The following is a 20,871-nucleotide window of genomic DNA, read 5'->3' as shown; positions in this document are numbered from 1 at the left end:
TTAAAGATGTTTTTTAGCATTTTATTGAAAAATCAACGATAAAAAGAGGTAAATCTATGAAAGCAAAAATTCTACCCTATCTGTGGTTCTGGTTATTATTTCTCGTGTCTCTGCAAACATTTTCTTACGCAGATAAAATAAAGATTGTAACGTCAACCGCTGACCTGGAATCTTTGGCGAAAGAAATCGGCGGGGACTATGTTACAACAACAAGCATTGCAAAACCCACGGAAGATCCGCATTTTGTTGATGCGAAGCCAAGCTTTATCGTAAAGCTGAACAAAGCGGATTTATTCATTGAAGTGGGGATGGAATTAGAGATTGGCTGGCTGCGGAATCTCATAATAGGGGCAAGAAATAAAAATATACTTCCGGGACATTCCGGATATATCCTTGCCTCAAAAGGAATCAATCCTCTGGAAATACCGGATCCTTTGATGTCCGACCGTTCGATGGGGGATGTTCATTCTATGGGGAATCCTCATTTTACCCTCGATCCTTTAAACGGAATGACGATTGCAAGACAAATAAGTGAACGATTATGCGATATTGACCCGGCAAATTGTTCGTATTACGAAGGCAATTATAATGCGTTTATTGAAAAACTGAAAATAAAACTGGCTGAATGGGAAAAAAAATTAGCGCCTTTTAAGGGGACAAAAGTAATCACTTATCATAAAACATATCCTTACTTTGCAAAACGTTTCAATCTTGATGTGGTGGGGACACTTGAGCCTAAACCTGGCATTCCTCCTTCTCCCACACATATTAATGAACTTATTCCCATGATGAAAAGAGAGGGAGTGAAACTTATTATTGTTGAACCATTTCGGGAACGCAGGATGTCTGAATTTGTAGCGAATAAAACAGGAGCAACCATTATCGCACTGCCAATTATGCCGGGTGGGCAAAAAGAAACAGAGGACTATCTCTCTCTTTTTGATTATAATGTTGATAAAATTGTATCATCGTTGAAAAAGTAATAATAAATGATCTTTTTTCGGTTAGTTAGTACCTTATGCAGTAATTTCTTTGCACACTTCCATTCGTAAGTGCGTACTTTTTGGCAAAATATTTAATGTTGAAATCCGATAATTGTGAAATCCGAAACACGAAATTCGAAATCCGAAGCAAATTCTAATGACAAAATGATTTGAAATTCAGAACTCCTGAAGTGCCTTTTTTGTCAAAAAGTACCTAAGCTTATTAATTACAGTGAGATAGGTAAGGATTCAATAGAAGGCATTCCCATTGCTGGATGGAAAATAGCATGACCCCTGTTTTTACTCCCTCCGCTGGAACGTGGATACTGGGCAGGAGATACACGCGTCTTGCCAGTCACAAATTTGCGTCTTGTGTTTAATTTGGTATCAAATCAAATTCCACCAGATCAGGAGTTCTGAAATTATAAACAAGTGCACCTTTCGTATCTCGCGTTTCATATCGTTGCCTGCCTGTGCGTGGTCGCACGCAGATAAGTATGTTTTGGATTTGTTGTGTATTTTATGCTTTGTTATTCGAATTTGTTTCGTATTTCGTATTTTTTATTTCTTGCTTGTTTGGTTCTGGCTATGCCAGCTTAGGGACATGCGTATGGTTTTTATGAAAAACGGTAATCGTCTTCTTTATAACAGCATCATGCGTGTTCAATGTAAACGTTACCGGTATATTTACCTGTTTTTCCCTGCAATTGCCTGTTTGTTTGTTTATCTCATACTTCCGGTACACAGACCAACTATTGCCGAAGAACATCTTAAAGCAGGCTTGGCCGGTATAAACAGACAAATTGAACACTACAAAGTACGTGAATGGAAATATATTGTCATTCATCATAGCGCCACAAAGTCAGGAAATGCCGCTGAATTTGATAAATATCACAGAGAAACAAGACATTGGAAAAATGGGTTAGGATATCATTTTGTGGTGGGTAATGGAAATGGCTCCGGAAAAGGCGAGATTGAAATTGGGAACAGATGGGTAAAACAACTAAGCGGGGCGCACGTTGGAATAAATAAATATAACCGTTATGGTATAGGGATATGTATGGTCGGAAATTTTAACGAATCATATCCTTCAAGGGCGCAAATGGCGTCACTTGTTGTTTTGGTGCAATATCTGCAAAAGCAATACAATATCCCTGCGGAAAATATTCTTATGCATAAAGACTGTAAAACCACAGAATGTCCCGGAGATAAGTTTCCTTTTGATTATGTATTTGCGCAGACTTTGTGATAACGAAGCAACATGCCCGGCTATTTATAAGCCGGAAAATATTATTAGTGAACTAACATCAGATTGATAAAATGGTAAATATGGATGAGAATAGTTGTATTAATCTGGCAAATGTGTCCATTGGGTATCGCGGGACGCCGATACTGGAGGGCATAAATTTTTCCATAAACAGAGGGGATGCTATTGTTTTATTTGGACAAAATGGTTCCGGCAAGACAACGCTTTTCAAGACTATCCTCCGCATTATTCCGCCTTTACATGGTAATATTATTTACCAGAACAATACACCGCAAAGGTTTGGTTATGTACCGCAAAGCCAGTCCCTGGACGAAATCTATCCGTTTACGGCACTAGATATAGTATTGATGGGTACATTTGGGCAAATAAAACCCTTTTCATTCACTCCTGCAAAAAGTCGTATTTTAGCAAAACAATGTCTAATGGATGTTGGAATGCTGGAATCTAAAAGAAAATTGTTTTCGGAATTGTCCGGCGGTCAAAAACAAAGGGTGCTCATTGCCCGCGCACTGGCAACAAATCCGAATATATTACTACTGGATGAACCTGTCGCAGGAATTGACGTCGATGCAGTGAAAATGATTATGGAACTTATCACAATGTTGCATGAGAAACATCATCTTACTGTCATGATGATAACGCATGAATCTTTCAGTATACCGGCATGGGTAAACAAAAAAATCCACATCAAAAATAATGCGGCGGTGGTAGAAAATGCAAAATGAGAAGAAGAAACATTTTTAAAGAAATTACTTTTTATACACAAAATGTATGGAATACCTTTTTGAAATACTCAACCCGAACTTTCTCCTGAGAAATTCTTTCTATGTAGGACTGGTGATAGGCTTTGTTTGTCCACAGGTAGGGATTTTCTTTGTATTGCGTCGCATGATATTGATGGGCATTGCGCTTCCCCAGGTATCAAATGCAGGGATTACCTTTGCATTCTTTATGCATACTTTGGGATGGCATTTTTTTCCTCATGTTGAATCTGAAAAGGCTATGGCACTTACAGGTTCCATTTTTTTTACCATCCTTGCCATCTTTCTATTAGCCATTTTAGAAAGGAAAGGGAAGGGTTTTACAGAAAATCGCATTGGATTTACGTATGCCGTTGCAGGGGCTGCATCTGTTTTATTTGTTTCATGGAATCCACACGGACATTCGGAGTTAATTTCTTTGCTAAAGGGAGAAATTGTTGCAATTCCGGATGCATATCTATGGGCAACATTCGCAATTTATGGAATTATTTTTATTTTTCTCACCGGATATCACCGTAACTTTATGTTAATTTCATTCGATAGCGATATGGCAGTTGTCATGGGGAAAAAAGTTATTTTATGGGACATTTTGCTTTTTTTAATCATCGGTATCGTTATATCTTTTGGTGTTATGGCGGTAGGCCCAATGGTTATTTTTGGGTTTTTGCTATTGCCCGCAATAACCGCAAGGATGATTACCCGCGGAATTTTCCCCTTTTGTATTGTTTCCTCAATCATTGGTGTTTTTGCCGCCTTTACCGGTTTTTATATTTCCTATTGTTTTGATTTGCCCATTGGCCCTATAGATGTGGCATTATTAGGCGCAATATTTTTTATCGCCTATATAATAAAAAAATGTATTCCCGGAAAATAACGTCCGCTTAAATTTATGTTTAAGAATTTCAATATTTTTATAGAGACGCATTGCATGCGTCTGGAAACTGCTATGCGTAAAGAAAATGTTGACACAACAAAGAGACGCATGCAATGCGTCTCTACATTAACAGCAACAACAGTCATCTGCGGCGGTTTTTTCCCAAGCCAACTTAAGCCCAGGGAAGGCACTTTCGTTTTTCCAGTAAACCCACTATCGTAAAACGCATATAGCCGACAAATGGTGTTTTTTTATAACTTTTCAATAAGTTGAGAAGTTACACTTTTTGTTCCATTTCCCCATAAATTAGCTAACCCATTTTTTATTACGAACTGCATGCAATGGAAGCCAGCAAGGCAGAGCCTTTGTAAAGAATATCTTCATCAATCAGAAATTGAGGACTGTGCAACGGCTGGTTTGCTCCCTTCTCCCTGTTCCCCGAACCAAGAAAAACAAAAGCGCCGTTTGTTTTTTCCAAATAGTAAGAAAAATCCTCTCCTCCGAGTATCGGATCTATATTTTTTACCGCATCATCACCAAACAATTCTTTAATTCTTCCGCGCACAAAATCGACCTGTTCCTCATGGTTATACAAAACAGGATACCCCCCAAGATATTCAAATTCATAGGAAGCATTATTGTACGAAGTAATACCTTTAATGGTATCTTCTAAAAGTGATGGTAGTGCATTCCTCACGTTATCATCAAGGGTTCTTGCCGTGCCAAGAATTTTTACACGACCCGGAATAACATTAAATGCCGTACCTCCTGAAATCTGACATAAGGAAATAACACACGGGGATAAGGGGTTTAATTTTCTTGATACAATGGTCTGTATCGCTAATATTATTTCTGCAGCGATAACAATGGGGTCTACACACAAATGCGGGGTTGCCGAATGCCCGCCTTTACCATGAATCGTTATAATAATACGGTCTGTTGACGCCATTGTAGCGCCTGAACGTAATCCAAAAACTGAAGAGGGGAGGGTAGGATCAATATGCAGCCCGTAAATTTCATCCACGCCGTGTAAAGCGCCTTGTTCGATTAAATAAATTGCCCCCCCTGGCGGCTGTTCCTCACCGGGTTGAAAGAGAAACCTTACATGTCGTTTTAATAGGTCTTTCAAAGATACGATAATCCTTGCCGCCCCTAATAGCATTGCCATGTTGGCATCGTGCCCACAGGCATGAAAAATTCCTTCATGCGAAGACTTATAGTCCAGATCATTTTCTTCTTCAATGGGAAGGGCATCCATATCCGCACGAAAGGCTACTGTTCGTGTGGCGTTATCAACTGGTAAATAAGCGACAATGCCTGTTTTTACAATACCTGTTTGTACATTGAACCCCAATTGTCTCAATTCCGCGGCAATGACTTCAGAAGTGCGGATTTCATTAAAACTCAATTCAGGGTACTTGTGAAAATCCCTTCTCATCTTTACGATATAACCCTGCGCATCCCTGGCATGCGAAAGAATGCTTCGGGTAATTTCCTTGCTTAGCATAATTAATATCCGTCTATGTAAAAATTATTATAGTCAAACAAATCGCTGATAGCCTTTTAGACCAGACCAAGTTGTTTTTTTATTAATACGCAGAGGCTTTCTTTTATTTCAGAATGACGGGGCACTGGTGATTGTTTCCCATTCTTAGGATTTATATAAATATCATGTTTTCCACCGTGCCGTTTTAGATAACATCCGGCGTCCACCAGTTCACGAACGAAATCACGCCGATTCAAACCTCTACCTCAATTTCTTTTCTGTGAATTCCCGGATAAGGCAAAACCGTGTTGTCTTCTTTCATTAGTTGGTAAGCGTCTCTGATATTATCCTCTAGCTCTTGCAGCGTCTCGCCCTGACTAAACACACCAGGAACGTCTTTAAGCCTGCCAACATACCAACCCCCATCTTCCCAGTATTCAAGAGTGAAACGTTTTAACATATCTTTCTAATCCTCCCTTCTTATTTTCTGATTTAAAAAAAAATAGCCCCATCAAAACAGCGCAAGCTCTGTAATAATAAATATAAGGAACCGGCGCATACCGCTACTTGGAAGAACAATCCGTGCCTGTTAACCGTATGCTTCCCTTTCATCATATACTTTCCCGGCAGCTTTAAGCTTTGCGCAGCAATTCATAGCCTCTCTTATTTGCAAATCCAAGTTTAAAGAGCCTGTCTGCTAGGGCATCTTTTGTCAATTTCTTATTTGCTGTTATGTTCATCTTTGCTGATAACTCAATTAGGATGTCCTTTTTATATTTTGTTAGTTCCTCAAGGATTTTTTCCGTGGGAATACCTTCTAAATGCTGTTGTAAAGCGTTAATATCAATGGGACTGCTTTTGGTTTTCCTGGATTTGGCCTTCCTGGGAAAGATCATTTCGGCAAGGAGGGGGTTTTCTTTCAGTGTGTCAAAAAATGATACCAATGAATGGATGGAGTTGGACACATGGAGAGATTCCGATTTATCGGGAAAACGCCCAATGCTTTCCCGCAATACCTCAAGTTCTTGTATTATCTCCTGGATGATTTGCAATATTCTTTGCCATTCATCCTTGTCCGGGAGTAAGGACAGACATTCTTTTACCTTTGTTAAAGTATCTGCCAGATCGGTTTTCTTTGTCTTCTTTGCCATGTTAATCGCCGCTCACTTTCTCCAGAAATTCCTTTGTAACCCCTTTATATTGTGATGCCACTCGCCTTGCATTTTCCTCATCCATTAAAAACACAGGAACCGCCAGCGCAGAGGATTCGGTATAGCCGGTACCCCATGAAACATAGTTTTCAAAACATAATGAGCCATAAGTTGTACGCAAGTCGTTTATTTTATCCTTATGGGTACTTACAATACCCTGTCCGGCGGTACGTACCATGGTGAATACGACCCCTTTATGCTTTATATCATGTGATTCCGTGTTCGTCAAAAGACATTTACGGTTCAGTGTAGTATGTAATTCCCCGATTTTCTGGAGGAGCATATTTATCCCTATGGTTGACATATGGTCCGGTATTGTTGCAATGATATAGAAATCGCTTGCGGCAAGTGCATTTTGAGTTGCCAGATAGAGGTTTGGGGGGCAATCAATGAGGATATAATCATAGTTGTTTTTTATCCTGTGAAGGGCATTTTCCAGTACATGGCGCTGTTCTATATAAAAAAGTGCATCTCGTATATCACCAGAAGTATCTATGCGAAACAAGTCTTTTAAACCCTTGATTGTTCGCCTGAAGATTTGAAGTTGTTCCTGATAAAAACCAGACTCTATCTTCCGCCATGTTTTTGAGGCCAATTCAATATCGATTCCCAGTAAATCAATATCAGAGGGAATCAGGTCAAGATTTCTCACCACATCCTTTTCGATTTTGCCCTTTGCAGATAATTCAACAGGTGATTTCCATATAATATGTTCAGTTTGACAGATATCAAAACTATCCTTCAGATACGATTCAAAGAGTTTTGCGATGGTTCCTTTATTGTTTTTAAATACCTCCCATCTTTCAGGCGTAGCACATAAAAAGGTCAGGTTGGTTTGAGGATCTACATCGATAAGCAACACTTTTTTGTTGTGGTACATTGCAAGGGCGCATCCGATATGGTAGGTGGTGGTAGTTTTGCCTACGCCGCCTTTGTAATTAATAAAAGAGATAACTTTTCCCATAACAAACCCTCATGTATGTTGTTTAAGATGTCTATAAACGTAATAATGGCAACGACGGTGTATTGTCTGTCAATATTTCAAATGGACGATTCATAAGTTCCCTCTATACGTCATCATAATACCATCTTGTAGCCGTTGCCAACAATATTTTCCCTCTTTTTGAGAATAGAAGGACACTTCCCTTATTTCAAAAATTAATATGGGAAGTGTCCGTACGTAGTAACATTTGTTTATTCATACGGGTAAAAGTCCCGTCCTGGGAATTATCTGTTCATCCCGGCAGTTCAAGGGAGCGTGGTCTGAGCAATCAGGGGTCGTAAGTTCCCAATAGTTAAAACGGATGCATTCCCGGTTTTTTGTAAAAAAGCAAGTAGGGGGGAATAGTAACTCAAACTTCCAGCTTGAGCTAAAAATATCACAAGCAGGATACTTGTAATACAGTACCAGTCTGCCGACAGTCTGGTGTAAAGAGTTACAAAAAATCGGTAGTGCACCTATAGAGGCTGATCTTTTGTCTTACTACAAGGTTGTGGAAGAGATAGATTATGCCTTATAGCAAGACCTTTAAGAATAGATATAGAGGTGTTTTCGTTTACATGATTTTGTATTGATTTGTTCCTGTAAAGTGCTATTATACTTAGCCAGCTACCCTTGAAAAATGATTTTCCTGTCTATTTCCTGTAATCTCTATACAAGCCAAGAGCAAGTTTTGGTGTCATTAATTATGAGGATAAAAATAACCTTCACGGCAGATAAATCCGGCATCATCGACTTCAACTATCAACACCAGATACAGGCCATCATCTATAGTTTCCTGTCCATGTCAAACGCTGACTATGCCCAATGGCTTCATCAGCAGGGCTTCGCCTATAAAAAAGACAAGCGGTTTAAGCTCTTTGTCTTTTCAGGTATATCATTCCACTGTCCTATCAAAATCATCCGTTCAAACCGCTTAAACGGTTTAAACGGTTTAAACCGTTTTCTCGGCTCGAACGGTTTCTCATTTAAATCCTCTCATCTTTCCCCCTTCACCCTTTCCTTTCAGATTGCATCACCCGTAGATAAATTCATTCAACACTTAATAGAGGGTATATTCGGAGAAGGCCAGGAGGTGCGGCTTGGCAAACAAACATTCAGCGTCTGTCGGGTAGAAACCCTGACGGATCCGTTGGAGACAACAACGGGTTCAAACAGCGGAAACAGTTCAAACGGCTTAAACGGCTTAAACCGCTTAAACCGTTTAAACCGCTTAAACGGCTTAAACGGCTTAAACGGTTTAAACGGTTTAAACAGCTTAAACAGCTTAAACAGCTTAAACAGCTTAAACGGTTTATCATTAAAACCCTTAGAATCTCCCCTCTTCATAAAAAAACCCATGCCTCCGGGTTTGCAGGATATTTATTTGTTCCCGGGTGATAACGGATACGAAGAACTCTTGAATCAAAACCTTATGCATAAGTACGAGACCCTCTTTGGTAAACCGTATCAGGGAGAAACTCTGAAATTTTGTTTTCTTGAAACAAAAGGGAAGTCTGTGAAACAGTTTACCGTCTTCAAGAAGGGATTGGACGGCAGTGTGAATCCCATCCATATAAAAGGGACATTACAGCCCTTTACCGTAACCGGCCCAAAAGAATTAATCAGGATCGGTCTGGAATGCGGCTTTGGGCAAAATAATAGCATGGGGTGTGGGTATGTGGAAGTGGTTCAAACTGTGGAAACCATTCAAACAGCTTGAACCACTCAAACTGTTTAATCAGATTGAACGGTCTAAGCGGTTTAAGCGGTTTAAACTGCTTAAACTGCTTAATCCATTTTTAACCGGCTTAATTTTCTAAAAGGAGGCAGACATGTACTTCGAAGACCTTGAAGTTTGGAAGTCAGCAAGAGAACTAACAAACAAGATTTACGGGATTACAAAAGACGGTACCTTCTCAAAAGACTACGGCCTCAGAGACCAGATCCGGCGTGCATCTGTCTCCATCATGTCAAACATAGCTGAAGGCTATGAAAGGGGCGGCAACCAGGAATTCATACAGTTTTTATCAATTGCTAAAGGTTCTTGTGGTGAGGTACGATGCCAGAGAGAAAGAGTGTGAAAGAGACACTGGATGAAATCATGAATAAAATGAATACAAAAAAGGATTCAGCAGTTTAATTCGCTTAATCAGTTTAAACCGTTCAAACGGCTTAAACCGCTTTTTCAGCTTGAACGGCTTGAACGGTTTACTCGGCTTGAACGGTTTCCTCGGTTTAAACAGTTTGAACTGCTTTTTCTGCTTGAACGGCTTAATCGGCTTGAACTGCTTAAACGGTTTTATCTGTTTGAACGTTTATTTTTATTGGAGATAATCGTTCCATTATTCAATTGGACAGGAAATCCGTGGGTGGATGGCGCAAAAAAAGAGTTGACAAGAAAGAGGGCGGTTTGACAAAATATACCCTTTTGTGTAATTTAAATTATGTTTTTGTCAATGGAATGTTTACATAAAAGGTAACTTATGAGACGTGTTTATACCCAAGGGATATCAGTAGAAGAAAAAAATTTGTTTAATTTCCTTTCTGAAAAAGGAAACATTATTTTCTCAACAAAAGAAATAAAAGCCTTTAGGTTATTTAAGAATTGCACAACTCTGTTAATGAACCTTAAACGAAAGGGATTGATTACTCAGGTAGAGCGTGGAAAGTATATCCTTTCCAATAGGGATGTAGATTCGTTCTTAATCGGGACAAGACTAATAGAACCATCGGCGATAGCATATTCTTCAGCGTTGAATTATTATGGGCTAACAGAACAAATTTCTAACATTGTTCATATTCAAACGAGCAAGAGAAAGCAGAATAAGGAAATACTCAATGTTCGGTACCAATTCATAACTATAAGCCCGCATAAATTTTTTGGAATTAGAAAAGAATGGGTTGGTCGGGATTTTTATTTTATCACTGATATGGAAAAGACCATTGTTGATTGTTTCGATTTACCAGAATATGCTGGGGGTTTTACAGAGGCTGTCAAAGGTCTCTTTATATCGCACGAAAGATTAGATAAGGGAAAATTATGGCACCATGCGTTAAAAATGGAGAACAATACACTTATCAAGCGGTTAGGCTATTTATCAGAAATATTAGAATTAAAAGGGTTCGAAGATTTTCGGGCAAATGCTGCGCAGGTTCTATTGCCTAAGTATACGTTACTCGACCCTCTGTCTTCGGCTGAGGGTAAACATCTGAAAAAGTGGCGATTGATCGTTAATCATACAGAATCAGAGATATATGCTATGGCAAGGACTGCTTTATAATGATTCCTTTTAGGGAGTTAAGTAAAAAATCAGTAGAATGGGGAGTTCCTATAGAAACAGTAGATAAAGACTGGGTGCTTGGGCACTATCTTAATGGGCTATACAATCGCAGTCTTTTTAAAGAGTGCTTTCGTTTTAAAGGTGGAACTTGCCTGCGCAAGCTTTATTTCAAACATTTCCGATTTTCTGAAGACCTTGATTTTTCTGGCCTAATAGAGGTTGAGCGAGAAAAAATAAAAAAAGAACTTGAGATAATACATGACATAATTTACCAAAATGCAGGAATTTTATTTGGGCCTATTCAGATTAAAAATATGCAATCTAATGATCGGTTAATGGGATATGAATTCAAAATCCCTTTTTGGGGAGCTAAACATAGGGACAAGATAGTTCCTCCTGAAAGATGGAGGACATCTATTAAGATCGATATTTCACTAAGAGAACCAATATTGTCCCCTCCAGTTTCAAAGAATATTTTCCATTTATACTCTGATTCAAAAGATATCGCGGCAAAAATTCAAAGTTATAGTATCGAAGAGATATATGCGGAAAAGCTTCGTACCATTTTGCAGCGGGGATGGCCCCGCGATTATTACGACCTGTGGTATTTGTCCATTTTTTGTTCAGAGAGTTTAAGATTTAAGGAAATTGCATTACTTTTTGAAAAGAAATGCAAACTCAAAGAAATTGAATTCAAGAGAATTGATTCTTTTTTTCATGGGGTGGAACAAGTAAAAGAAAATTGGAAACCATCTTTAGGTAGCCATTTGAGAGAGTTACCAGATAGTGACCGGGTTTTAGATGAATTAAAAAACACTTTGGGAAAGATTTTTTCTTGAGAATACTTTTCGATCAATTAATGAGCAATAAAGGACTTGCCCCCTATCCTTATCAGGAAGAAGTTGCACAACGTCTTCTTGATGGCAGAAATATTTTTCTCCGCGCTCCTACTGGCAGCGGGAAAACATGGGCTGCTATTTTGCCGTATCTTTGGGCAAAAAAACAAGGCACGACGTTTGTTGATAGATTAATTTATGTCTTGCCGCTTCGAACATTAGCTACTACCCTTTACGCTGAAACGGTAGCGTGTTGCAAAAGTGGTTTCAGGGTAGTGTGTGATCCAAATGCCCGTAGGGGTGAAAAAGGCGAACTTGTAATCACAATACAAACCGGTGAACAAAAGGACGATCCCTTTTTTGAAGGCGATGTAATATTTACAACCGTTGACCAGTGCCTTTCCTCTTACCTTAATTGTCCTGTCTCTCTTCCGCAGAGAGTTGGGAATATCAATGCCGGAGCATTGCTTGGGAGTTTGATTGTATTTGATGAATTCCACCTTTTGGAGTCCGATAAAGCAATGAGAACGGCCGTAGAAATGCTGGACAGGCTTAAACCATTTTCCCAGTTTGTCATCATGACGGCTACACTTACGACGAAGAGTCTGGATTTATTAAAAGAGATACTGGGAGGACAGTTTGTCAGTCTAACTCCTGATGAAGTAATGAGTTTGCCATCTCACAAAGAAAAAAAACGTGCGTACCGCTGGATAAACAGACCACTCACGATTAACGATATCCTTGATCATCATAATGGTAACCGTTCTATCATTATCCTCAACTCCGTTACGAGGGCGCAGAATATTTACGAAGAAATGGCGAAACGCCTGGAAGGTAGCAACACCACTGTTTTCTTGCTTCATAGCAGGTTTTACTCAGAAGATCGAAAAAAGGTAGAAGATAAACTCAAGGGTTGGTTTGGAAAAGAAGCCACTAAAACGAATGTAATCCTGGTAACCACGCAGGTTGTTGAGGCAGGTATAGATATTTCTGCGGACAACCTGCATACAGAAATTGCCCCTCTGAACAGCATTATACAGCGTGCCGGGCGTTGTGCAAGATATGAAGGTGTGCGTGGCATTGGAACTGTCTGGATTTATGAATTACTAACAAATGAAAAAGGCCTGCCTGATTTTGGTCCCTATCGAGAGAACGACCATAAGGCCTTGATTTCAGGTACCAGAGAGGTTCTGGAACGGCTGCCGTCGGATGGCGCAATCCTTGATTTTAACTCAGAGCTTGAAAGACTTGATAAGGTGCATTCGAACATTGAGGAAAGGCATCTGGAATCCTACCGGCAAAATCAATACTCTTTAAAAACCAAGATTCACGAGGCTATGGACGGACGCAACGAAGTTGCCGTCAGAGAATTGGTGCGGGACGTGGCTTCCATAAATGTGGTTATCTGTAACGACCCTTCAGTTTTGAGATTTGATAAAAACAAATGGCCGAGGATGCTGTCAGTTCCCCGTTCGAGCCTTTATAAGCTTTCTCCGTTTTTTGAAGAATGCCGTGACTTTGGGGAAACGGTTGCGTGGTATCCTATTGAAAATGCCAATATTATAGACGAAACCGAGACATCCTTCGGATGGGAACGAATTACTTCAAAAGACCAGATCAGAAACGCTTCATGGCTTGTCGTTATAAATCCGGAGTTTGCTTCTTATTCCCCTGACGTTGGCTTGAAAATCGGTGTAAAGGGGTGTCACGAAGAGATCAGATACTTCGATAGGCCGCTTATTCCCCGGTACAAAATCAGTTATGAAACTTACCGGGAGCATGTTCAAAGAGTAGTTGCAGCGTGCCGGGCAATGAAGCCTTTTTATAGCTATGCAGCAACACGACTGGCCGAACGATATAAAATGTCAGCCAACCAATTGGAAACACTGGCTGATGTCTGTTGCGCCCTACACGATGTGGGAAAGCTCTCCATGAAGTGGCAGGAGGCTGTAAGAAAGTGGCAGCAGCACAAGAACCCTCAGATGTTGACTGGCGAGCCCCTTGCTCATTCAGATTACGCGCCAGACATGGATTTTGAAAATAAGAAAAAGTTTCCTAAACAGCCGCCTCATGCTTCTGAAGGCGCATATTCAGTGGCAGGGTGGTTGAGAGATAATTTTGGTGTTAATGCAGTTGTAACCTGGACAGCTATAGCAAGACATCATGGGGCATTTACGGCATCGCTGGAAGACTTTAGGCTTATTAACGACACAAAGAAATGGGTCAGTGAAACATTGCCATCCTCTATTGAGGGCATTGCATTGACTGACAACCCCGATAAACTAACCCAACGTAGTTTTCAAGACGATCTTTTAATTTTTAGTGGTCCAAACAGCGAAGATACCGGGTTGTGGCCTCTTTATGTATTTCTCGTAAGAAGGCTCAGGCTGGCAGACCAAAGAAGCCAGAAAGGAGGAGAGGGATGAAGGTTGTGGAAATTCCAAAAGGAACGGGGACTTATGCCGATTCCTTAAGAGCCATAGGCACCGCAGGCCTACTTGAAGAAGTAGCCGGGGTTGGAACAATTATCCAAGATAGGGGAACTCATTTTAAAATTGAGTATTCATCGGATGTGCCTGATGTACAATGGAGACCACCGTCTCCCGGGTTTTACTACATTTGGCGAAAAAGCAAGGAAAAGGAAAAACCACAGGGTACTATGGTGCTGGATTATGAGGAGGAACAAGGCCGGGTAAAAGCAAAGGAAAAGGGTAGTAAAAAGAAAAAAGAAGCATTAAACAAAGCACTTGAAGAGCAAGGCTTATCTCCAGTTGAAAGCGTTAATCGCGAATACGGTCCTTCGGCAATCCTTGAGTCAATGCGAAAAGGCTGGAGTTCAGATAAGGATGTCTATAAATGGGTGATTCAAAATCCTGAAAAAGTCCTTAAATGGGTTCAATCTGAACTAGTATGGCTTGAACGCCTCAATCGGTTGGATCGCCTTGAACAGGTTGAAATGCCTAAAGTAAGCAACAGCCAGTTTTTTAATCCTTCATCAGGAAAAGGTTTGCACGCAACCAAGACCATTTACAAATCACCTAGCGCTATCAATAGTGAAGTCGTAGAACCTTTCGTCGAGTGGATGAAATTTAGAGGGGCTTCTGCTGCAATGCTCCCTTACCGTAATGGCGACGATTTTAAACTCTTTGTCATTGAGCCTGCCGAAATAGGGCCGAAGGCGCTGTCTATGCTCAGGGGAAAACTTCTCGATCTGAGGCTGTGGGGTGGAATAAGGCTTGACATAGAGGCCACATTGCGTCTGGCTGAAGAACTGATAATACATTCGGATGTTGTACAAGATACTATGGGAAAGATCAGTTTGCGCGGACGTAGACCTGCTGAGGTTATAAGAGGATTGCGGCAAGCATATTTCAAAAGCATGGGAACAGCGGCAGCCTTGATGAATGATGCATTTTTGCCTATTCCAAACTGGTTTCGCATTGAAAATAAAGATGATGCAATTGCGTTTATCGAAATAATTAGGGAGCATATCGGAGACTATGCTCAGAAAAAACCTGGATGTCTTGGCTCTCTGAATGAAACCCATTCCGGCGATGTTCCCATTCTCCAGCAATACAGAAAATGGCTTACAACTGGTAGCGTGTCAGACCTGCTTGATTTTTTGGCGAAATTTGCAGTCCATACTATGGAAAAACGAGGTAAAAAAGAAGGGGTAAAAGAATTTTCTACTGAAAATCTAACGATACTTTTTGAAAGGGGATATGGAATGAAAGAGATTGTAGAAAATACGGGATTCTTAAGTGTTGCCTGGGCTATTAGAAATGCTACTATAACAGCCCTGTGGTTACAGCAACAAAACAACAAGAAATGGGATGTACGTTTCGGTCTAGCCCAAAAATGGAAGCAAAAAATTAAAGGTGGGGCAAAAGAATTCGTCCCGGTGTTGGCCGAGTTTGTTCAGGATTATAACTGGGAAGTTACAAACAGGCTTGAAGGTAAATATCATACCGTTTCAAAAGAAGACCTTGATCAGGTAATATCTCTTATCGAAAATAACGGGAAAGACCAGAGTGAACTAGTCGGTATGCTTCTTTTGGCCTATGGCTACGCAAGAGCGCCAAAGACAGAATCTGAAGATATAAATTTACAAAAAAAGGAGGGTAAATAACATGAAGCTTCATTCTTTAAGTATTTCCGGTCTTGTAACAATGAACATGCACGCCCTTAACAACGAAGGCAGCGAAGGCAACACCATGATGACACGTATGGTTGAAATTGTGGATGCAACAGGCAAGAATCATACGGTAAACGCCGTCTCAGGCGACATGTTCAAGCATATTCAGGCAGAACATTTGTTTATGGAGGCAAAAGGCGTTAATTCCGCTAATCTACCTTTATGCGCAGGCTGTGTAACATTTAATGCAAACAGGATTTGTTGTGATGAAACATTTACAAAGCAAACTTTTCAAGAGGGCGCAGAGGATAGCGAAATCCTCTCTGAGGCAATCAAGACGTGCATCATTGACGATGCAGAAGGTATCTTAATTACCAGTGAAATAGGCGGAAAAAAACGGTCTATTTCCCGCAAGTCAGCCATTGAGTTTGGCTGGGTTGTGGGATGTCCTGATAACACACGGACAGAATCATACTTCCACGCCAAATATGTGCCTGAAGGCCGTGGAAAAGGCTCCGGCGCCGGAGAAAATCTTGGGCAGAATATCTTTCATCGCCCCGCATCTTCCGGCCAATATGCAGTAGTTGCAAATATAGACCTATACAAAGTTGGACGAAATGACATTACCCTTGCTTATGTGGATGGTATTGATAGGCAGGCCAGGATAAAAGCCCTTTTGAAGAGTGTACTCAATACCTTTATCAAACCAACCGGCGCGCACCGCAATACGCAACACCCGCATATCCTTGATTTCACTGGCATTATAGCCACATCTACAAGCACGTTGCCTGCCCCTGTCCTTAGCGGACTGAATTCAAATTATCGAGACGAGATAAAAAAGATTGCCGGCAATCTGAATAGGACCACAACCGGCGACCCGATAACAGTTACACCATTTGACGGGCTTGGTGCATTTAGCGGGGTAATGGCAGATATAATATGCAAGGTTCAACCTTATGGAGGCTAACATGGTTGAGGAAAAATTAATTGACCGGGGAATAGGGAAATGGCTCATTCTAAGCTATTTACCGGTGAGTCTTTTTTCTCTTCGAATGACCCATGCTACAAGCAAGGGCGGAAAGACCCTTTTGGTTCCAACTCCCTATGCTTTTAAGATGACCTTGATTGATGCTTGCTTTAGGGTCTTTGATGGAAATAATGCTGAAATCAAGGCACGGCAGCTATTTGATCTTATTAAGAATTGCGAAATAAGATTCAACCCACCGGCAGGTTGTATAGTGCAGAACACCTTTATAAAAATTCGCCAGGAAGAAAGGGATGCACCGAAAGGCTTCTATGTTCATACCATTGCTTATCGTGAGTTCTGTTTTTATACCGATGCTGAACTGAAAGTGGCGATAGGGATTAATGGTCTTTCAGGAGATGCAGTATCTTTGATAAGAAGGGTAGGTAGTCACATTAATTGCATAGGAAAGAGAGGCTCTTTCTGGCAATATATTAAGGATTCGATTTGCAAAGGTAATCTTCCCGAAGGATACACACTTCCACAGCCGGAGGAGCGATTGTTGACCGGTAAGTTTCAATGGGTTCAATACCTGGATGATTTTGGGGAAGTATTGTGTAAGGCCAAAGATGGTTTTGATCGTATAAGTACTTATGGCTCAGGGACAGTTAAGCTTGGTGAACATCGAATATTGGTAAAAACAGTTATTCCTTATAGTTTTGTCCAGAGCAGCAAACATTTCACACAATATAAGAAAATTGTTTGAGGGGTATTACAAATGAATTGGTACGTCTCACCGATGAGGATGATTAAATGACAACGAACCAACGAATCTTCTCTATACAAAAGTTGAAGACGAGGGGTTTAGCCACGAATGGACATGAAGAAAAACGAATTTCACTTAACATGGATGGACAGGATGAACATGATTAAAATATCCTGCTTATCCCGTGAATCCTGTCAAAAATAATTTTGAGACACTGAAATAGGAAGAAGCATTGAACGAAGTATATTATGGTAGTACAATGTATATACATAATTTTACGTTAAGAAAATTCGAGGTTGCTATGCAGTCACTAAGTCATCAGGGTTTTCTTTGATGCATGGTGTCTTAGTGGCATTAAAAATTTACAAAATGCTACATTTCAGGAGGTAATATGCTTAAAAATCTGGTCCCACACGGTAACAGCGCAGCATTAATTATTGATAAACCCATACTGGAAATCCTCAAGGTTGATATGAATACACTACTTGAAATCACCACTGACGGGAAAAATCTTATTATTTCTCCGGTTCATGACAAGGATAGAGATAAAAAGTTTAGAGCGGCTTTAGTGAAAATAAATAAAAAACACGAAAAAACACTTAAGAAGCTGGCTGAATGATGAAAGATATCCTTTTTCTGACCCTTGCCGAAGTCATTGATATACATAGCAATCAGATGAGATTGTATGGAGGATTGCCGGGGATAAGGGATATAAACCTCTTATCTTCAGATGTTGCAATGCCCCACGCATCTTTTCATGGTGAGTACTTGCATAACGATATTTGTGAAATGGCAGCGGCTTATGCATTTCACATCAGTAAAAACCATCCTTTTGTTGACGGTAATAAGCGAACCGCTCTGGTATCTGCGCTGGTTTTTCCCGAACTTAATGGAATCAGCATTTCAGATTCTCAGGGGAAACTCTACTATGCTATGCTGGACCTTTCAACGGGAAAGCTTAACAAAAGTGAGTTTGCCAGTATATTGAGAAAATTGAAAGAATGAATGGATATAAATAATGAACACTACAGAACAAACATCTATCCGCTTCACCGGCACCCAGATTAACTATTACTTCCTCTGCAGGAAGAAGCTCTGGTATTTTACCAAAAATATTGAAATGGAGCACAACAGCGATGCGGTCTACCTCGGTAAGCTGATCCACGAGACATCGTACGAACGGGAGAATAAGGAGATCGAGATTGACGGCACTATCAAGATTGATTTCATCGGGAAAGACAGGGTCATTCACGAGGTAAAGAAGTCGGACAAGGTGGAAGAGCCGCATATCTGGCAGTTGAAGTATTACCTCTGGTATCTGAAACAGAAGGGCGTAGAAGGCATTACGGGTAAAATTAATTATCCAAAGCTCAGAAAGACCCTGGACGTGTTTTTGGAACCGGGAGATGATGAGAAGATTCATGCAATAGTAAGCGAAATCAAAGTGCTTGTAGAAGCCGAATTACCTCCGCCGATACAAAGGATGAAGATGTGCAAGAATTGTAGTTATGGGGATATGTGCTGGGTGTAATAAAGAACAATCTACGCCGATTAAGCCGTTCAAACTGTTTAAACCGATATGGTTTTTCTGCTTGAACGGTTGAAACTGTTTGAACGGCTTAAACTATTTTTAAAACTATGAAACAGAACTATTACATCTTTAACAACGGCCGTTTGAAACGACAGGAAAATACCATCTTCTTTGAAAAGGAAGACGGTTCTAAGGCCGTAATACCCATTGAGAACACAGAAGCCCTCTATGCTTTCGGTGAGATTGACTTCAATACGAAACTCTTTAATTATCTTGCGCAGAAAGGCATACCGGTGCATGTATTCAACTACTATGGTTATTATTCCGGCAGCTATTATCCGCGGGAATACTTAAACTCCGGGCAACTCCTGGTGAAGCAGGTGAACCACTATACGAGCCGTCAGAAGAGAATTGTCCTGGCAAGGGCGTTTATCGAAGCAGCGAGTTTCAATATCCTGAAGAACCTGAGATATTATGGCAACAGGGGAAAAGGAGTGGATGAATATATCAGTACGATTGAAGGCTTCAGGTCACAGATCGAAAAAACAGAGGTCGTGGAGGAGTTGATGGGAATAGAAGGAAACATCCGAAATACGTATTACAAGGCGTGGCCCACCATTATTGACCAGGAGATAGCATTTGAACGCAGGGTAAAGCAGCCTCCGGACAATATGATTAATGCCTTGATCTCGTATCTAAACTCGATGGTCTATACGACATGTCTGGGTGAAATATACCATACGCAGTTAAATCCCCTGATCTCTTATCTCCATGAACCGGGTGAACGGAGGTTTTCCCTGAGTCTCGACATGGCGGAGGTTTTTAAGCCTATTTTCAGCGACAGAACCATATTTACCATACTTAACAGACATCAGATTACGGAGAAGGATTTTATGACAGATGTTAATTGCTGTTACCTTAATGAGAAGGGAAGAAAGACCGTTGTTAAAGAATATGATGAGAAACTGAAGACAATTATCAGCCATAAGAAACTTGAGAGGCAGGTCTCTTACCGGTATCTTATAAGACTGGAATGTTATAAATTGGTTAAACACCTGATTGGTGAGCAAGGGTATGAGGGATTTAAGATCTGGTGGTGAATTTTCATAACCGTTCGAACGGTTTAAGCGGTTTAAGCGGTTTAAGCGGTTTAAGCGGTTTAAGCGGTTTAAGCGGTTTAAGCGGTTTAAGCGGTTTAAGCGGTTTAAGCGGTTTAAGCGGTTTAAGCGGTTTAAGCGGTTTAAGCGGTTTAAGTGGTTTAAGCGGTTTAAACGGCTTTAACCGGCTTGAACGGTTTCATCTGTTTGAACGGAGAGATTAACAATGTACGTTGTTGTTGTGTACGATGTGGACCAGAAACGATGCACGAAGATGCTAAAGCTTTGCAGGGGTTACCTCCATCATATACAAAATTCTGTGTTTGAGGGAGAAATTACCGAAGCCAGACTGGAAGAATTGAAGATAAAGGCAAAGAAGATCATGAACGAGGAGGATAAGGACTCACTCATTGTATTCAAATCAAGAAATGAAAAATGGCTGGATAAAGAGATTGTTGGATTTGACAAAAGACCGGTTGATAATATATTATGACTATTAGGTTTGCTTTGACTGTTGGAATACAATGATACGACAAAAGTATTTCATTGTTTGGATAAGTAAGTGTTTCGTACTACTATCCATCAATTTCTTGTTTTTTATGCGTGTTTTTCATGCCGCCATTTCCGTAAGTGCTTTAATATCAAGGGCTGAAGCGGTCATCAGTGAACAAGAGAACTTCTGGCCTTTCTCCGTCAA

General features: G+C 40.4%; 22 protein-coding genes. 18 read left to right on the top strand and 4 right to left on the bottom strand.

From position 1 onward, the window contains the following. Nucleotides 1-56 precede the first annotated feature (56 nt). From QZT26_RS06885 to QZT26_RS06870, 4 genes are all read left to right on the top strand, one after another. A complete protein-coding gene (locus tag QZT26_RS06885; RefSeq protein ID WP_169704498.1) occupies nt 57-983 on the top strand; it encodes a metal ABC transporter substrate-binding protein in 927 nt (308 codons plus the stop codon). A gap of 619 nt (nt 984-1,602) precedes the next feature. Next, nucleotides 1,603-2,232, top strand: a complete 630-nt coding sequence (locus tag QZT26_RS06880; RefSeq protein WP_157820327.1) for a peptidoglycan recognition family protein — start codon at nt 1,603-1,605, stop codon at nt 2,230-2,232. A 71-nt stretch (nt 2,233-2,303) separates the two neighbouring features. Then, nucleotides 2,304-2,975, top strand: coding sequence for a metal ABC transporter ATP-binding protein (locus QZT26_RS06875; RefSeq protein WP_099323907.1), 672 nt, complete (start codon nt 2,304-2,306; stop codon nt 2,973-2,975). Nucleotides 2,976-3,021: 46 nt separating this feature from the next. Beyond that, nucleotides 3,022-3,885 carry a metal ABC transporter permease gene (locus tag QZT26_RS06870; protein WP_099323906.1) on the top strand — a complete coding sequence of 288 codons (864 nt, stop codon included), beginning with the start codon at nt 3,022-3,024 and terminating at the stop codon, nt 3,883-3,885. Nucleotides 3,886-4,210: 325 nt separating this feature from the next. On the opposite strand, the gene QZT26_RS06865 is transcribed toward QZT26_RS06870, so the two are convergent. From QZT26_RS06865 to QZT26_RS06850, 4 genes are all read right to left on the bottom strand, one after another. Then, entirely contained in the window at nt 4,211-5,392 is a 1,182-nt protein-coding gene (locus QZT26_RS06865) for a M20 family metallopeptidase (protein WP_295101352.1), read from the bottom strand. A 232-nt stretch (nt 5,393-5,624) separates the two neighbouring features. Beyond that, a complete protein-coding gene (locus tag QZT26_RS06860; protein ID WP_164995187.1) occupies nt 5,625-5,831 on the bottom strand; it encodes a type II toxin-antitoxin system HicB family antitoxin in 207 nt (68 codons plus the stop codon). Between the two features lie 172 nt (nt 5,832-6,003). Further along, on the bottom strand, nt 6,004-6,522 hold the full coding sequence (locus QZT26_RS06855) for a hypothetical protein (RefSeq protein WP_164995186.1): 519 nt from the start codon (nt 6,520-6,522) through the stop codon (nt 6,004-6,006). Between the two features lies 1 nt (nt 6,523). Continuing rightward, nucleotides 6,524-7,546 carry an AAA family ATPase gene (locus QZT26_RS06850; protein ID WP_099323902.1) on the bottom strand — a complete coding sequence of 341 codons (1,023 nt, stop codon included), beginning with the start codon at nt 7,544-7,546 and terminating at the stop codon, nt 6,524-6,526. 724 nt (nt 7,547-8,270) lie between these two features. On the opposite strand from QZT26_RS06850, the gene QZT26_RS06845 reads away from it, so the two are divergent. The 14 genes from QZT26_RS06845 (at nt 8,271) to cas2 (ending at nt 20,667) form a co-directional block, all read left to right on the top strand. After that, complete coding sequence (locus tag QZT26_RS06845; RefSeq protein WP_164995185.1) at nt 8,271-9,284, top strand: CRISPR-associated endoribonuclease Cas6; 1,014 nt, start codon at nt 8,271-8,273, stop codon at nt 9,282-9,284. A gap of 112 nt (nt 9,285-9,396) precedes the next feature. Continuing rightward, on the top strand, nt 9,397-9,645 hold the full coding sequence (locus tag QZT26_RS06840) for a four helix bundle protein (protein WP_164995184.1): 249 nt from the start codon (nt 9,397-9,399) through the stop codon (nt 9,643-9,645). 402 nt (nt 9,646-10,047) lie between these two features. Next, nucleotides 10,048-10,845 carry a hypothetical protein gene (locus tag QZT26_RS06835; RefSeq protein WP_099323898.1) on the top strand — a complete coding sequence of 266 codons (798 nt, stop codon included), beginning with the start codon at nt 10,048-10,050 and terminating at the stop codon, nt 10,843-10,845. Further along, on the top strand, nt 10,845-11,684 hold the full coding sequence (locus tag QZT26_RS06830; protein ID WP_295101348.1) for a nucleotidyl transferase AbiEii/AbiGii toxin family protein: 840 nt from the start codon (nt 10,845-10,847) through the stop codon (nt 11,682-11,684). The genes QZT26_RS06835 and QZT26_RS06830 overlap by 1 nt, the downstream gene beginning before the upstream one ends. Further along, a complete protein-coding gene (gene cas3, locus QZT26_RS06825; RefSeq protein ID WP_157820325.1) occupies nt 11,681-14,107 on the top strand; it encodes a CRISPR-associated helicase Cas3' in 2,427 nt (808 codons plus the stop codon). Before QZT26_RS06830 ends, cas3 begins: the two co-directional genes overlap by 4 nt. Beyond that, the gene (locus tag QZT26_RS06820) at nt 14,104-15,810 is read left to right on the top strand and encodes a hypothetical protein (protein ID WP_295101345.1); all 1,707 of its coding nucleotides are present in this window, start codon (nt 14,104-14,106) and stop codon (nt 15,808-15,810) included. Before cas3 ends, QZT26_RS06820 begins: the two co-directional genes overlap by 4 nt. 1 nt (nt 15,811) lies before the next feature. Beyond that, nucleotides 15,812-16,783, top strand: a complete 972-nt coding sequence (locus tag QZT26_RS06815; RefSeq protein WP_164995182.1) for a DevR family CRISPR-associated autoregulator — start codon at nt 15,812-15,814, stop codon at nt 16,781-16,783. A gap of 1 nt (nt 16,784) precedes the next feature. After that, nucleotides 16,785-17,546, top strand: coding sequence for a hypothetical protein (locus QZT26_RS06810; protein WP_164995181.1), 762 nt, complete (start codon nt 16,785-16,787; stop codon nt 17,544-17,546). Nucleotides 17,547-17,937: 391 nt separating this feature from the next. Further along, the gene (locus tag QZT26_RS06805; protein ID WP_164995180.1) at nt 17,938-18,165 is read left to right on the top strand and encodes an AbrB/MazE/SpoVT family DNA-binding domain-containing protein; all 228 of its coding nucleotides are present in this window, start codon (nt 17,938-17,940) and stop codon (nt 18,163-18,165) included. Continuing rightward, complete coding sequence (locus QZT26_RS06800; RefSeq protein ID WP_205713311.1) at nt 18,162-18,551, top strand: type II toxin-antitoxin system death-on-curing family toxin; 390 nt, start codon at nt 18,162-18,164, stop codon at nt 18,549-18,551. The genes QZT26_RS06805 and QZT26_RS06800 overlap by 4 nt, the downstream gene beginning before the upstream one ends. A gap of 13 nt (nt 18,552-18,564) precedes the next feature. Continuing rightward, nucleotides 18,565-19,077, top strand: a complete 513-nt coding sequence (cas4, locus tag QZT26_RS06795; protein ID WP_169702847.1) for a CRISPR-associated protein Cas4 — start codon at nt 18,565-18,567, stop codon at nt 19,075-19,077. A 107-nt stretch (nt 19,078-19,184) separates the two neighbouring features. Beyond that, nucleotides 19,185-20,177, top strand: a complete 993-nt coding sequence (gene cas1b / locus QZT26_RS06790; RefSeq protein WP_099323891.1) for a type I-B CRISPR-associated endonuclease Cas1b — start codon at nt 19,185-19,187, stop codon at nt 20,175-20,177. Next, nucleotides 20,171-20,398, top strand: a complete 228-nt coding sequence (locus QZT26_RS06785; protein ID WP_295101342.1) for a hypothetical protein — start codon at nt 20,171-20,173, stop codon at nt 20,396-20,398. The genes cas1b and QZT26_RS06785 overlap by 7 nt, the downstream gene beginning before the upstream one ends. 2 nt (nt 20,399-20,400) lie before the next feature. Continuing rightward, complete coding sequence (gene cas2, locus QZT26_RS06780) at nt 20,401-20,667, top strand: CRISPR-associated endonuclease Cas2 (protein WP_099323890.1); 267 nt, start codon at nt 20,401-20,403, stop codon at nt 20,665-20,667. Nucleotides 20,668-20,871: the final 204 nt, after the last annotated feature.

The organism is uncultured Candidatus Kuenenia sp. (assembly GCF_900696675.1).
In the GTDB taxonomy this organism is placed as follows: domain Bacteria; phylum Planctomycetota; class Brocadiia; order Brocadiales; family Brocadiaceae; genus Kuenenia; species Kuenenia stuttgartiensis_A.
Note: the sequence above shows the minus strand (reverse complement) of the source record. Positions and strands in the feature narration are given on the sequence as shown.